Genomic DNA, 14,893 nt, shown 5'->3' with positions numbered 1-14,893 from the left:
TGTCTCTCCCTCGTAGTTACGCTTGTTCTTGTCGCCGCCTTCGCCGAACAGGCGTCAGACCACCAACACGTGAACGAGGCAGATCGGCTTCTTCCCCCAATGCTCGTTCACGGTCCCGCGCACGGCGCGGCGCACCGATTCCGCGACCGAATCCGGATCGCGCCGGCGCGCCCGTGGCAGGCTTTCCACCGTCGATACCACCACATCGAACACGATCTCGTCGAGCGCCTCGCCCGCGGTATTTTTCTCCGGCACGCCGACCAGGTCGACCTCCGGATCCTCGGCCAATTCCCCCTGCGCCGTCATGGCGATCGCAACGAAGGCACAGCCGGCAAATCCCAACCGCCGCCGCTCGACCACGGCGCGCGACTTGGCGTCCTCCAGAATGATGCCGTCCTTGTAGAGGCGCCCCGAGGGCAGCTCAGCGATGATCCCGGGCTCGCCGGGCCCGAGCTTGACCAGGTCGCCGTTGCGGCACTCGATGACTCTTGGCACGCCCGCGGCACGCGCGAGCTTGGCGTGCTCGTGCAGATGCAGCGCCTCGCCATGCACGGGGATCAGAACTTGCGGCCGCACCCAGGAGAGCATGTCGCGCACTTCGTCGCGGCGCGGGTGGCCGGAGACGTGGACCAGATGGTCGCGGTCGGTGATGACCTCGATACCCTGCTCGACCAGGTCGTTGATGATCGATCCGACCGCCTTCTCGTTGCCGGGAATGGTGCGGGAGGAGAAAATCACGCAATCGCCCTTGTTGAGCGTGATCTCGGGATGATCGTCCTTGGCGATCCGCGCCAGCGCCGCGCGCGGCTCGCCCTGGCTGCCGGTGCAGATCGCCAGCACCCTGTCGGGCGGGAAATGGCCGTAGAGATCGGGCCCGCGGAAATTCTGCACGCCATCGAGGTAGCCGGTCTCACGCGCGACCTGGACCACGCGGTCCATGGCGCGGCCGACCACCACGACCTCGCGGTCCGCCACCCGCGCCGCGTCGGCAACCGCCTTGATGCGAGCGACGTTGGAGGCAAAGGTCGTCACCGCGACGCGGCCCTTCGCGCCTTTCACCAGTTCGGCGATGGTCTTCGACACCTCGGCTTCCGAGGGCGAACGCCCGTCGCGCACGGCGTTGGTGGAATCGCCGACCAGCGCCAGCACGCCGGCGTCACCAAGCTCGCGCAAGCGTTTCTCATCGGTCGGCGAACCGACGGTCGGCGTGGGGTCGAGCTTCCAGTCGCCGGTGTGCAAGACCGTGCCGACCTCGGTGTGGATCGCGAGCGCATGCGACTCGGGAATCGAATGCGCGACCGGGATGAATTCGACATTGAACGGGCCGATATCGACGCGCCCGCCAGAGGGCACCACGGTGATCGGGATTTTCGGCGGGTTGCGCTCGGCGGCGCATTTGGCCTCGAACAGCGCCGCGCTGAACTTGGTCGCGTAGATCTTGCACTGCAGCTTCGGCCAGAGATCGATGATGGCGCCGAAGTGGTCCTCATGGGCGTGCGTCAGCACGAGGCCCATCAGGTTCTGCTGTTCCTTCTCCAGGAACGAGATGTCGGGCATGATCAGGTCGATGCCGGGCAGATGCTCCTCGTCGCCGAAGGAGACGCCGAGATCGACCGCGAGCCAGGACCGCTGGTGGCGGTTGCCGAGCCCATAGATCGACAGGTTCATGCCGATCTCGCCGACGCCGCCGAGCGGCGCAAAAGTCAGTTCATCCGGCCGCGCCATCAGGCCGATCCCACCGAGGCCGTCGTGCCGAAATAGACCTCGCCTGCGGTTACTGGGACGTGCTTGCCGTCGGGCAGCCGGATAATCATGCAACCTGTCTCATCGATGGTGTCGAACGTGCCTTCGAGAATAGCGTTCCCCGTCCGAATCGCCACATTCTCCCCCAGCCGGGCCGCACGCTCGAGCCAAAGCTGACGGATTTCCGAAAAGCCGCGGCCATTGTCCCAAATGCCGCGGAATTCCACCCAGGCGTCCGAAAGCGCGGCAAACAGCTCCTCGGCGCTGACATGGACGCCAAGAGCAGCGAGTGAGGTCGCGGGCGTCGGCGTGCCCTCCGGCGCCCCCACGACATTGGTGCCGATGCCGACCACGACCGCAAGGCCGCCGCCGGCCACGATCTCGGCCTCGAGCAGGATGCCGGCGAGCTTCTTGTCCCCGGCCAGCACGTCGTTCGGCCATTTCAGCGAGAACTTCAGCGCATCCGCCCGGCCCAGACGCAGCACTGCCTCGACGCTCACTTTCTGCAGCGCCGCCTCCAGCGACAGCCCCGCGGCAAAGCCGAGCGTCGCCGCGACCGCGGGCGCCACGTCCACCACCTCGAGGATGCTGCTGGCGAGATTGCCGCGCGGCGCGATCCAGGCCCGCTGCCGCCGGCCGCGCCCCGCCGTCTGCTCCGGCGTGACGAACCAGATCGGCCCCCGCTCGCCTTCGCGGGCGCGGGTTAGAGCTTCCGCATTGGTCGAGCCGATCTGGTCAAAGGCGGCTAGCCTGTAGCCGGCGGAAGTGGCGCGATGACCAAGCGTGAACGGCATCTAGAACAGCGACTTCGCCGCGGCGGTCGCAACGCTGACCAGCGGTCCCGGATAGGCGAAAAAGAAGATGTTGAAGAGGCCCGCGACTGCCAGCACCCCGCGCAACTCGATCCGGACCGGGTCGAGCTTGCCGACCGGCTCGTCGAAATACATCGTCTTGATGATGGCGAGATAGTAGTAGGCGCCCACCACACTGGTGAGCACGCCGATGACGGCGAGCGTGAACAGGTTGGCCTTGATCGCTGCGACGAACACGTACCACTTGGCGAAGAAGCCCGCGAGCGGCGGAATGCCGGCGAGTGAGAACAAGAGCATCGCGAAGAAGAAGGCGAGCAGCGGATTGGTGCGCGAGAGCCCGGCAAAATCGCTGATCTGCTCGACCGCCTGGCCATTGCGCTTCATGGCGAGGATGATCGCGAACGAGCCGAGCGTCATCGCGACGTAGATCGCGATGTACATCAGCACGCCCTGCGCGCCTTCCACCGTGCCGGCGGCAAGGCCAACCAGCGCAAAGCCCATGTGGCCGATCGAGGAATAGGCCATCAGGCGCTTGATGTTCTTCTGCCCGATCGCGGCGAACGAGCCCAGTGCCATCGAGGCAATGGAGACGAACACCAGGATCTGCTGCCACTGCGGCACGATGCCTGGGAATGCTGTCAGCGTCGCACGCGTGAACACCGCCATCGCCGCGACCTTCGGTGCGGAAGCAAAGAACGCCGTGACCGGCGTCGGCGCGCCCTCATAGACGTCGGGCGTCCACATGTGGAACGGCACCGCCGAGACCTTGAAGCAGAGGCCGGCGAGCAGGAACACCAGCCCGAACACGATGCCGGGCGTGCCGGTCGTGGCCGCCGCCGCGATGCCGGCGAAGCTGACGGTGCCGGTGAAGCCATAGATCAGCGAGGCGCCATAGAGCAGCATGCCCGAGGACAGCGCGCCCAGCACGAAATATTTGAGGCCGGCTTCGGTTGACTTGGCGTTGTCACGGTGGCTGGCGGCGACGACGTAGAGCGCAAGGCTCATCAGCTCGAGCCCGAGGTAAAGCGCGATCAGGTCGCCCGCCGAGATCAGCACCATCATGCCGAGGGTCGAGAGCAGCACCAGGATCGAATATTCGAAGATGCGGCGCGACGGATCGGATAGGAATTCCGTCGACAGGATGAGGGTTGCCGCCGAGCCGATCAGCGCGAGTATCTTCAGGAAGCGCGCAAAGTCGTCGACGATGAAGCTGCCGCCGAAGGTCACGAGCTTGCCGGACGGCAGCATCAGTATGAGCACGCCGGTGAGGATCAGCAGCAACGTCGCAAGCGTGGTCACGAGCCGGGTCGTCCCCTGCCCGCGATAGGCCCCGATCATCAACAGCACCATCGAGCCGACCGCGAGCACGAGCTCGGGCAGCACCGGCTGCAACTGATAACCTGCACTCGAGAAGCTCATGGGTTAAGGCCTTACTGGAGCAGCGCGGCTGCCTTCACGGCAGTCACGGCGGTGTTGTAATTATTGACGAGCTGCTGGACCGAAGCCTCGGACATGTCGAGCACCGGCTTTGGATAGACGCCGAACAGGATGGTCAGCGCCACCAGCGGGAACAGGATCAGGCATTCGCGCGCCGTCAGATCCTTGATGCTCATCAAGGACGGCTTGACCAGCGCGCCGAACACCACCTTGCGATAGAGCCACAAGGCATAGGCCGCGGACAGGATCACGCCGGTGGTCGCAAGCACGGTGGTCGGCAGCGACACCTTGAAGGTGCCGAGCAGCGTCATGAATTCGCCGATGAACCCGCTGGTCCCGGGCAGGCCGACATTGGCCATGGTGAAGACCATGAACACCAGCGCATAGAGCGGCATCCGGTTCACCAGGCCGCCATAAGCGGCGATCTCGCGGGTATGCATGCGATCGTAGACGATGCCGACGCAGAGGAACAGCGCGCCGGAGACGATGCCGTGGGAGATCATCTGGAACACGCCGCCGGCGACGCCCTGCATGGTCCCGGCGAAAACGCCCATGGTGACGAAGCCCATATGGGCGACGGACGAATAGGCGATCAGCTTCTTGATGTCCTCCTGCATCAGGGCCACCAGCGAGGTGTAGATGATGGCGATGACGGACAGCGTGAAGACCAGCGGCGCGAAGTCGTGCGACGCCAGCGGGAACATCGGCAGCGAGAAGCGCAGGAAGCCGTAGCCGCCCATCTTCAGAAGGATTGCCGCCAGGATCACCGACCCCGCGGTCGGAGCCTCGACATGGGCGTCAGGCAGCCAGGTGTGCACCGGCCACATCGGCATCTTCACCGCAAAGGAGGCAAAGAACGCGAGCCAGGCCCACTTCTGCAGGTTGTGCGGCACGGCGGTGTGCATCAGGGTCGGAATGTCGGTCGTGCCCGCATTCCAGTACAGCGCCATGATGGCAAGCAGCATCAGCACCGAGCCGAGCAGCGTGTAGAGGAAGAACTTGAAGGAAGCATAGACCCGGCGCGGGCCGCCCCAGACGCCGATGATCAGGAACATCGGGATCAGGCCGCCTTCGAAGAACAGGTAGAACAGCACGAGGTCGAGCGCCGAGAAGGTGCCGACCATCAGCGTTTCCAGGATCAGGAACGCCATCATGTATTCGCTCACGCGCTGCGTGACCGATTTCCAGCTCGCGATGATGCAGAACGGCATGACCGCGGTGGTCAGGATCAGCAACGGCAGCGAGATGCCGTCGACGCCCATGTGGTAGTTGATGCCGGTGGCGAGCCACGACGCCTTCTCGACAAACTGGAAGTCGGCGTTCGCCGGATCGAACCGCACCACCAGGATCAACGAAATCAGGAAGGTGATCAGCGTGGTCCACAGCGAAATCCAGCGGGCGTTGCGGTTTGCCGCTTCATCCCCGCCCCGTGCGAGCAGATAGACCAAGAGCGCGCCGAGCGCCGGCAGGAAGGTAACAACGGAAAGGATAGGCCAGGTCGTCATCACTGGCCTCCCAGGCCGAACATGAACCAGGTGATCAGGCCGGCGACGCCAATCAGCATCGCGAAGGCGTAGTGGTAGAGATAGCCGGTCTGGATCTTCACGGCGTTACGGGCGACGTCGAGCACACGCGCCGACACGCCATCCGGTCCGAAGCCGTCGATGATGGCGCCGTCACCCTTCTTCCAGAGGGTGTAGCCGATCCACTTCGCGGGCCGCACGAAGATCAGATCGTACAGCTCGTCGAAATACCACTTGTTGAGCAGGAACTGGTAAAGCATCGGCTGCTGCTTGGCGAGTTCGACCGGCAGATACGGCCGGCTGATGTAGAAGAGATACGAGATCAGGAAGCCCAGCACCATCATGACGGTCGGCAGGAACGCGATGCTCTCGGGGATGTGGTGCATTTCCTCGATGATATGCGGGTTCATCTTCACGGAGTCGCGGAAGAACTCCTCGATGCCGTGGCCCGCGAACAATTCCTTGAACGGGAAGCCGGCCACGATCGAGCCGACCGCGAGCACGCCGATCGGGATCAGCATCCAGATCGGGCTCTCATGCGCAGCCTCGTAATGCTCCTCGTCATGCGGCGTACCGTGGAAGGTCTTGAAGATCAGACGCCAGGAATAGAACGAGGTCAGGAGGGCAGCGAAGACGGTCAGCAGAAAGCCGTAGAACGCGAACGGATTGTGCGAGGCGTAGGCCGACTCGATGATCGCGTCCTTGGAGAAGTAGCCCGCGGTCAGCGGGAATCCGGTCAGCGCCAGCGTGCCGACCACCATCACCGCGTAGGTATAGGGGATCTTTCGCCACAGCCCGCCCATGTTGCGGATGTCCTGCTCGTGATGCATCGCGTAGATCACGGAGCCGGAGCCCAAGAACAGCAGCGCCTTGAAGAAGGCGTGGGTGAACAGATGGAACATGCCGACCGAATAGGCCCCCGCTCCCATCGCCACGAACATGTAGCCGAGCTGGGAACAGGTTGAATAGGCGACGATGCGCTTGATGTCGTTCTGTACCAGACCGATGGTCGCGGCAAAGAACGCGGTGGTCGCGCCGAAGAACATCACCACGGCCTGCGCGTTCGGCGCCAGCTCGAACAGCGGCGACAGCCGCGCCACCATGAAGACGCCGGCGGTCACCATGGTCGCGGCATGGATCAGGGCCGAGACCGGGGTCGGGCCTTCCATCGCGTCCGGCAACCAGGTGTGCAGCAGGAACTGCGCCGATTTGCCCATCGCGCCCATGAACAAGAGAACGCACGTCAGCGTCAGCGCATCGACATGCCAGCCGAAGAAATTGATGGTCTTGCCGGTCAGGCCTGCGGCACCGCCGAAGATGGTGTCGAAATCAGTCGAGCCGATCAGCGCGAACACCGCGAAGATGCCGAGCAAAAAGCCGAAATCGCCCACACGGTTGACGATGAAGGCCTTGATCGCGGCGGCGTTGGCCGACGGTTTCTGATACCAGAAGCCGATCAACAGGTAGCTCGCCAGGCCCACGCCTTCCCAGCCGAAGAACATCTGCACCAGATTGTCCGCGGTCACCAGCATCAGCATCGCGAAGGTGAACAGCGACAAATAGGCGAAGAAGCGCGGCCGGTACGGATCCTCGTCCATGTAGCCGATGGAATAGAGGTGCACGAGCGAGGACACGGTGTTGACGACGACGAGCATCACCGCGGTCAGCGTGTCGATCCGGAGCGCCCAGGAAACCTGCAAGTCGCCGGAGGTGATCCACGGAAATAGCGTGACGCGGACGTCGTGGTGCAGGAAGCCGACATCGACCAGCGCGAACCAGGACAACGCAGCCGAGACGAACAACAGTCCGGTCGTGATCAGTTCGGCCGCGCGGGAGCCGGCGGCCGGCGGTTCGGCAGCATGATGATCGTCATGGCCGTGATCATCATGACCGTGCGCGTCATGGGCTTCGGCAGCGTGAGCGTCCGCGCCATGCCCGTCATCGTGATGCTCGACGGTGTCGCCGCTCGGATTGCGTCCATGCGCGCCGACGATCGCAATCAGGCCGGCAAGAATGGCGCCGAGCAGCGGCAGAAAGACGATTGCCTGGTACATCGGCGCGTTAGCCCTTCATCAGATTGACGTCTTCAACCGCGATCGAACCGCGGTTGCGGAAATAGACCACCAGGACGGCAAGCCCGATCGCGGCCTCCGCGGCCGCGACGGTGAGCACCAGGAGCGCGAACACCTGGCCGACGATGTCGCCGAGGAAGGTCGAGAACGCCACCAGGTTGATGTTGACCGAGAGCAGGATCAACTCGATCGACATCAGGATGACGATGATATTCTTGCGGTTCAGGAAGATGCCGAGGATCCCGAGCGTGAACAGGATCGCGCCGACCGCGAGATAGTGTCCGAGCCCGATCGTCATTTCACCCACTCCGCCGCATCAGCTTCCTGCAGCCCCTGCCCCGACGACACCTTGCGCAGCGCCATCGCCATTTCCGGCGTGCGCGCGTTCTGCACGGTGATGTTCTGCCGCTTGATATTCGTCTTGTGGCGCAGCGTCAGCACGATGGCGCCGATCATCGCGACCAGCAGCACGAGGCCGGCGAGCTGGAAGTAGAAGATGTACTTCGTATAGAGCACGAGTCCGAGCGCCTCGGTATTGGAGACATTGGTCGGGATCGCCGCGGTGATCGTCTTGGTGACGGCGGGGTTGATCACCCAGGCGCCGACTATCAAGAGAAGCTCGAACATGAAGATGCCGCCGATCACGAGACCCACCGGCAGGTATTCGAGAAAGCCCTCGCGAAGCTCGCTGAAATCGACGTCGAGCATCATGATCACGAACAGGAACAGCACCGCGACCGCGCCGACATAGACGACGATCAGGATCATCGCCAGGAACTCGGCGCCCATCAGCACGAACAGGCCCGAGGCGTTGACGAAGGCCAGGATCAGATACAGCACCGAATGAACGGGGTTGCGCGACACAACCACCATCACGGCCGACGCCACGCAGACCGCGGCAAACAGATAGAAGAACAGTGCGGGAAGGATCATCGGCGAGCCTCCGCGCCCCGGAATGACGTGGGAATGTTCTGAAGGATCATGCCCTCACCTCAACGGTACGGCGCATCGAGCTCGATCGCCTTGGCGATCTCGCGCTCCCAGCGGTCGCCATTGGCGAGCAGCTTGGCCTTGTCATAGTAGAGTTCCTCGCGTGTCTCGGTCGCGAATTCGAAATTCGGTCCCTCGACGATGGCATCGACCGGGCAGGCCTCCTGGCACAGGCCGCAATAGATGCATTTCACCATGTCGATGTCGTAGCGCACGGTGCGGCGGGTGCCGTCGTTGCGGCGCGGGCCGGCCTCGATCGTGATCGCCTGCGCCGGGCAGATCGCCTCGCACAGCTTGCAGGCGATGCAGCGCTCCTCGCCGTTCGGATAGCGGCGAAGCGCATGCTCGCCGCGAAACCGCGGCGAGATCGGGTTCTTCTCGAAGGGATAGTTGATGGTCGGCTTCGGCTTGAAGAAATAGCGCATGGCGAGGAAGAACGCCGAGACGAATTCCGAGAGCAGAAGCGAGCGGGCTGTTGCGTTGATATTCATGACGGCCTCACTTCGGCGCGATGCCGGCGAATTGCAGCACAGCGGCCACGACCACCACCATCGCCAGCGACAGCGGCAGGAACACCTTCCAGCCAAGCCGCATCAGTTGATCGTAGCGGTAGCGCGGCACGATCGCCTTCGCCATCGCGAACATGAAGAACATGAAGAAGAGTTTCAGCGCGAACCAGATCACGCCGGGGATCCAGGTGAACGGCGGCAGCGCCACCGGCGGCAGCCAGCCGCCGAGGAACAGGATCGTCGCCAGCGCACACATCGTGGTGATCGCGACATACTCGCCAAGCATGAACAGAAGATACGGCGTCGAGCCGTATTCGACCATGAAGCCCGCGACCAGTTCGGATTCCGCTTCCACGAGGTCGAAGGGCGGACGGTTGGTTTCCGCCAGCGACGAGACGTAGAACACCACGAACATCGGGAATAGCGGCCAGACGTACCAGTTCAGGATGGTGAGCTGCGGCAGGCCGATCAGGTGGGCCAGCCCACGGGTGTTCTGCGCTTCGACCACTGCGGACAGATTGAGCGAGCCGGCGCAGAGCAGCACGGTGATGATCACGAAGCCGATCGAGACCTCATAGGACACCATCTGCGCCGCGGAGCGAAGCGCGGCCAGGAACGGGTATTTCGAGTTCGACGACCAGCCGGCCATGATGATGCCGTAGATCGACAGCGAGGAGATCGCGAAGATGTAGAGCACGCCGACATTGATGTCGGAGATCACCCAGCCGAAATCCATCGGGATCACCGCCCAGGCGGCGAGCGCGAGGACGCAGGACACCAGCGGCGCCAATAGGAACACGCCCTTGTTGGCGCTTGCCGGGATCGTCGGCTCCTTCAGCACGAACTTCAGCAGGTCGGCGAAGGATTGCAGCAGTCCCCACGGACCGACCACGTTGGGGCCGCGGCGGATCTGCACCGCCGCCCAGATCTTGCGGTCGGCGAGCAGGATGTAGGCGATCGCGATCAGGAGCACGACGAGCAGGAGCACGCTCTGGGCGAGCATGATGATCAGCGGCCAGAGGAAGCCGGTCCAGAACGAGCTTGCGAAGAAATCAGCCATTAGGTCACGCTCACTCCGCTGCCGTCAGCATCCGCGCCGAGGCCAGGCGCGAACATTCCGCCATCACGGCGGACGCCCGGGCGATCGGGTTGGTCAGGTAGAAGTCCTCGACCGGACTCTGGAACACCGCCTTGTCGGCGCTTCCGCCCTTCGACGCAAGCGCCTTGATATCGTCGGCCTTGCCCGGTTCGATCTGGTCGATCCGCATCAGATGCGGCACCGCCTTGAACAGCGCCTGGCGCAAGGCAGCCAGCGAATCGTAAGGCAGCTTCTTGCCCAGCACGTCCGAGAGCGCGCGGATGATCGCCCAGTCCTCGCGCGCTTCCCCGGGCGGGAAGGCGGCGCGGGCGGCCATCTGTGCCCTGCCCTCGGTGTTGACGTAGATGCCGGACTTCTCGGTGTAAGCCGCGCCCGGCAGGATCACGTCGGCGCAGTGGGCGCCGCGGTCGCCATGGGTGCCGATATAGACGACGAACGTTCCGTCCGACACCTTGATCTCGTCGGCGCCGAGCAGGAACAGCACGTCGAGCGCGCCGGAGGTCGTCATCCGCGCCGCATTCAAGCCGCCGGCGCCGGCCGAAAAGCCGATATCGAGAGCGCCGACGCGGGAGGCGGTATCGTGGAGCACGCCGAACCCGTTCCAGCCGTCCTTCAGCGCGCCGAAGTCGACCGCAAGCTTCGCCGCCTGCGCCAGCACCGCCGCGCCGTCCTGGCGCCCGAACGCGCCGGCGCCCACCAGCACGATCGGGTTCTTGGCATTCTTGAGCACGTCGGCGAAGGAATGCTTGCCGGCGGCGAGCGTCGCGAGCGTCTCCGGTCCGGCGCCAAGATAGTCGTAGTCATAGGTCAGGTCCGCCTTCGGGCCGATCACGCCGATCTTGAGTTGGCCGGAGCGCCAGCGCTTGCGGATGCGTGCGTTGATGATCGCGGCTTCCTTGCGCGGGGTCGAGCCGATGATCAGGAGCGCATCCGCCCGCTCGATGCCTGCAATCGTCGGGTTGAAGATGTAGCTGCCGCGGCCGGCCTTCGGATCGAAGGCATCGCCACCCTGCACGGCGAGGTTGGACGAGCCGTATTTCGCCAGCAGTTCCTTCAGCGCGAACATTTCTTCGACCGCGGCAACGTCGCCTGCGATGGCGCCGATCCGCTTGCCGTCGACCCGGCCGGTCTTGGCCGCGATCGCTGCGAAGGCTTCCTGCCACGAGGCCGGGCGGAGCTTGCCGTTCTCGCGGATATAGGGCCGGTCGAGCCGCTGGGTACGCAGGCCATCGACGATGTGGCGGGTCTTGTCGGAGATCCACTCCTCGTTCACGGCCTCGTTGATGCGCGGCAGGATCCGCATCACCTCGCGGCCGCGGGTGTCGACCCGGATCGCCGAGCCGACGCCGTCCATGACGTCGACCGACTGCGTCTTGCCGAGTTCCCAGGGACGAGCGGCGAAGGCATAGGGCTTCGAGGTCAGCGCACCGACCGGACAGATGTCGACGAGATTACCCTGCAATTCCGAAGTCAGGGCGTGTTCGAGATAGGTCGTGATCTCCATGTCCTCACCGCGGCCGGTCGCGCCCATTTCCGGGGCGCCCGCCACTTCCGCGGAGAACCGGACGCAGCGGGTGCACTGGATGCAGCGGTTCATCGAGGTCTTGACCAGCGCGCCCAGATATTTGTCCTCGACCGCGCGCTTGTTCTCGGCGAAGCGGCTGGTGTCGACGCCATAGCCCATCGCCTGGTCCTGCAGGTCGCATTCGCCGCCCTGGTCGCAGATCGGGCAGTCCAGCGGATGGTTGATCAGCAGGAACTCCATCACGCCTTCGCGCGCCTTCTTCACCATCGGCGAGCGGGTGGAGATTTCCGGCGGTTCGCCCTTGGGGCCCGGACGGCAGTCGCGCACGCCCCAGGCGCAGCTCGCGACCGGCTTCGGGCCGCCCTTCACTTCGACGAGGCACATCCGGCAGTTGCCGGCGATCGACAGCCGCTCGTGGTAGCAGAAGCGCGGGATTTCGGCGCCGGCGGCCTCGCACGCCTGCAGCAGCGTGTATTCCGGCGGCACATCGATCTCTTTGCCATCGATGATCAGTTTGGTCATTTCTTTACGTCTTTCCCAGCTTGCAGTCGGGCGGCACGACGCTGGCGGTCTTCAGTGAAGCCTTAACCCATTGCTGGGTGTCGGCGCTGTAGGTCGCGAGATAGGCCGGCTCGGCGGCATTCTTGGCGCAGAGGAACGGCAGATGCGGTCTCAAATCGTAGTCGCAGGAAGCCGCCCATTCGCGCCGATTGGCAAACGCCGACATCGCCTCCTCGCAGGCATAGAGGAAGTACGAGACGAAGCTCTCGTACTGCACCTGGTCCTCCTGGCTGCCCGCCTTGATCCGCTCATAGTCCGGCTGCGAATATTTCGGGTTCCTGAAGGCAAGATCGGTGTAGCCGAGAAACGCCTGACGCGCGCTGGAGGCGCGACTGCCGGTGCGTAGCTCGTTGATCTGGAACAGGATCGCAACAAAGCCGAGCAGCGCCACGGCCGCCTGCGCCATCTGCGCCAGCGTCCCGTATCTCTGCCACCAGAAGCTTGGTTGCGACATCAAGATCACTCCGCCGCCACCATGTGCGCGGGATCGAGCACGCCGACGTCGTCAATATCGGCCTTGTGCGAATATTGGTCGATGCGTGCTTCGATCTCATGACGGAAATGCGCGATCAGGCCCTGGATCGGCCAGGCCGCGGCGTCGCCGAGTGCGCAGATGGTGTGACCCTCGACCTGCTTCGTCACCTCGAGCAGCATGTCGATCTCGCGCTTGTGCGCGCGCCCCTCGGCCATGCGGGTGAGCACGCGCCACATCCAGCCCGTGCCTTCGCGGCACGGCGTGCACTGGCCGCAGCTCTCATGCTTGTAGAAGTAGGAGATGCGCGCGATCGCCCGGATCAGGTCGGTCGACTTGTCCATCACGATCACGGCCGCGGTGCCGAGGCCGGAGCGCAATTTGCTCAAGGAGTCGAAATCCATCGGCGTGTCGATGATCTGCTCGGCCGGCACCATGCGCACCGACGAGCCGCCGGGGATCACCGCCTTCAGATTGTCCCAGCCGCCGCGGATGCCGCCGCAGTGCTTTTCGATCAGCTCGCGGAACGGGATCCCCATCGCCTCTTCGACGTTGCAGGGCCGCTCGACATGGCCGGAGACGCAGAACAGTTTGGTGCCGACATTGTTGGGCCGGCCGATCGCGGCGAACCAGGCCGCGCCACGGCGCAGGATATCCGGTGCAACCGCGATCGACTCCACGTTGTTGACGGTGGTCGGGCAGCCGAACAGGCCGACATTGGCCGGGAACGGCGGCTTCAGCCGCGGCTGGCCCTTCTTGCCCTCGAGGCTTTCCAACAGCGCCGTCTCTTCGCCGCAGATATAGGCGCCGGCGCCATGGGCGACGTAGAGGTCGAACGGCCAGCCATTGACGTTGTCCTTGCCGATCAGCTTGGCCTCATAGGCCTGATCGATCGCAGCCTGCAGATGCTCGCGCTCGCGGATGAATTCGCCGCGGACATAGATGTAGCAGGCATGCGCGTTCATCGCGAAGCTCGCGAGCAGGCAGCCTTCGATCAAGAGGTGCGGATCGTGCCGCATGATCTCGCGGTCCTTGCAGGTCCCCGGCTCGGACTCGTCGGCATTGACCACGAGATAGCTCGGCCGGCCGTCGGTCGATTCCTTCGGCATGAACGACCATTTCAAGCCGGTCGGAAAACCGGCCCCGCCACGGCCGCGCAGGCCGGAGGCTTTCATCTCGGCGATGATCCAGTCGCGGCCCTTGTCGATAATCGCCTTGGTGCCGTCCCAGGCGCCGCGGCGGCGCGCGCCCTCGAGGCCCCAATCATGGAGGCCGTAGAGGTTCTTGAAGATGCGGTCCTTGTCGTCGAGCATGCCTAGAACTTTCCAAACATCAACGATTGGCCTGGGCGTAAGCGAGCCCCGCAGCGCATCCGCCGAAGGTCAGCGCCCACAACAGGCTGGATTCGAGCGAGGCGTTCAGCCCATAGCGCTGCAGCAGGAAAATGAACGCGGCGGCGACCGCCGCGTGGAGAGCGATGTAACGCCAGTGTTTCATCGCGACCTCCCTTCCCGCCCGCTGCCATGCGAGACCAGGCCTCATGTGGTTTCCTTCAGCGTGGTCGGCCCGCCCGCCGGTGCCGAGAACTGACGGTCGACCTGCGGGCCCGGCTTCGGCGGATTACCCGAGGCGAAACCATCCAGCACTTTGCCTAAGCTCTCCTTGGTCAGATCCTCGTAAGTGTCCTTCCAGATCTGGACCATCGGCGCGTTCACACAGGCGCCCAGACACTCGACCTCTTCCCAACTGAAATTGCCGTCCTTCGACAATTCGAAGGGCTCGTGACTGATGCGATGCTGGCAAACTTCGATCAGATCGCCCGCGCCGCGCAGGCGGCATGGCGTGGTGCCGCAGACCTGGACATGCGCCTTCTTGCCGACCGGCTGCAACTGGAACATCGTGTAGAAGGTCGCGATCTCCAGCACGCGGATGTGGGGCATTTCGAGCAGGTCGGCGACGGTGCGGATCGCGGCTTCCGAAACCCAGCCCTCGTTCTGCTCCTGCGCCCGCCACAGGATTGCGATCACCGCGGAGGCCTGACGTCCCGGCGGATACTTCGCGATCTGCTGCTTGGCGAAAGCGAGATTCTCCTCCGTGAACGCAAAGCTCGCGGGCTGCAATTCCTTCGGGGCGAGGCGACGGACCGACAT

14 protein-coding genes are annotated in these 14,893 nt (G+C 64.2%); all 14 read right to left on the bottom strand.

The window, feature by feature from the left end:
• Positions 1-54: 54 nt before the first annotated feature.
• From OZ411_RS16830 to nuoE, 14 genes are read right to left on the bottom strand one after another with little or no spacing between them, the layout of a single operon-like run.
• Positions 55-1,725, bottom strand: coding sequence for a ribonuclease J (locus tag OZ411_RS16830; protein ID WP_282528858.1), 1,671 nt, complete (start codon positions 1,723-1,725; stop codon positions 55-57).
• The gene (locus OZ411_RS16825; RefSeq protein ID WP_282528857.1) at positions 1,725-2,537 is read right to left on the bottom strand and encodes a biotin--[acetyl-CoA-carboxylase] ligase; all 813 of its coding nucleotides are present in this window, start codon (positions 2,535-2,537) and stop codon (positions 1,725-1,727) included. Before OZ411_RS16825 ends, OZ411_RS16830 begins: the two co-directional genes overlap by 1 nt.
• Entirely contained in the window at positions 2,538-3,974 is a 1,437-nt protein-coding gene (nuoN, locus tag OZ411_RS16820) for an NADH-quinone oxidoreductase subunit NuoN (protein WP_282528856.1), read from the bottom strand.
• Positions 3,975-3,985: 11 nt separating this feature from the next.
• On the bottom strand, positions 3,986-5,497 hold the full coding sequence (locus OZ411_RS16815) for an NADH-quinone oxidoreductase subunit M (protein ID WP_130579985.1): 1,512 nt from the start codon (positions 5,495-5,497) through the stop codon (positions 3,986-3,988).
• Complete coding sequence (nuoL, locus tag OZ411_RS16810; protein ID WP_282528855.1) at positions 5,497-7,569, bottom strand: NADH-quinone oxidoreductase subunit L; 2,073 nt, start codon at positions 7,567-7,569, stop codon at positions 5,497-5,499. The genes OZ411_RS16815 and nuoL overlap by 1 nt, the downstream gene beginning before the upstream one ends.
• 7 nt (positions 7,570-7,576) lie before the next feature.
• Positions 7,577-7,885 (bottom strand): NADH-quinone oxidoreductase subunit NuoK, encoded by a 309-nt coding sequence (gene nuoK / locus OZ411_RS16805; RefSeq protein WP_027537255.1) that lies wholly within the window; start codon positions 7,883-7,885, stop codon positions 7,577-7,579.
• Positions 7,882-8,520 (bottom strand): NADH-quinone oxidoreductase subunit J, encoded by a 639-nt coding sequence (locus OZ411_RS16800; RefSeq protein ID WP_130579987.1) that lies wholly within the window; start codon positions 8,518-8,520, stop codon positions 7,882-7,884. Before OZ411_RS16800 ends, nuoK begins: the two co-directional genes overlap by 4 nt.
• A 59-nt stretch (positions 8,521-8,579) precedes the next feature.
• Positions 8,580-9,068: an NADH-quinone oxidoreductase subunit NuoI gene (gene nuoI / locus OZ411_RS16795; RefSeq protein WP_027580664.1), complete on the bottom strand. Its 489-nt coding sequence runs from the start codon at positions 9,066-9,068 to the stop codon at positions 8,580-8,582.
• A 7-nt stretch (positions 9,069-9,075) separates the two neighbouring features.
• On the bottom strand, positions 9,076-10,146 hold the full coding sequence (gene nuoH, locus OZ411_RS16790) for an NADH-quinone oxidoreductase subunit NuoH (protein WP_282528854.1): 1,071 nt from the start codon (positions 10,144-10,146) through the stop codon (positions 9,076-9,078).
• 10 nt (positions 10,147-10,156) lie between these two features.
• Positions 10,157-12,232 (bottom strand): NADH-quinone oxidoreductase subunit NuoG, encoded by a 2,076-nt coding sequence (gene nuoG, locus OZ411_RS16785; RefSeq protein ID WP_282528853.1) that lies wholly within the window; start codon positions 12,230-12,232, stop codon positions 10,157-10,159.
• Between the two features lie 4 nt (positions 12,233-12,236).
• Positions 12,237-12,725, bottom strand: coding sequence for a hypothetical protein (locus OZ411_RS16780; protein WP_130576951.1), 489 nt, complete (start codon positions 12,723-12,725; stop codon positions 12,237-12,239).
• Positions 12,726-12,730: 5 nt separating this feature from the next.
• Entirely contained in the window at positions 12,731-14,056 is a 1,326-nt protein-coding gene (gene nuoF, locus OZ411_RS16775) for an NADH-quinone oxidoreductase subunit NuoF (protein WP_282528852.1), read from the bottom strand.
• Positions 14,057-14,075: 19 nt separating this feature from the next.
• Positions 14,076-14,285, bottom strand: a complete 210-nt coding sequence (locus OZ411_RS16770) for a hypothetical protein (protein ID WP_080663622.1) — start codon at positions 14,283-14,285, stop codon at positions 14,076-14,078.
• The gene (gene nuoE, locus OZ411_RS16765; protein ID WP_282528851.1) at positions 14,282-14,893 is read right to left on the bottom strand and encodes an NADH-quinone oxidoreductase subunit NuoE; all 612 of its coding nucleotides are present in this window, start codon (positions 14,891-14,893) and stop codon (positions 14,282-14,284) included. Before nuoE ends, OZ411_RS16770 begins: the two co-directional genes overlap by 4 nt.

Origin of the sequence: Bradyrhizobium sp. Arg237L, from assembly GCF_029990105.1 — a bacterium.
In the GTDB taxonomy this organism is placed as follows: Bacteria; Pseudomonadota; Alphaproteobacteria; order Rhizobiales; family Xanthobacteraceae; genus Bradyrhizobium.
The sequence above is the reverse complement of the archived record's forward strand: the minus strand, read 5'-3'. Positions and strand labels throughout refer to the sequence as shown.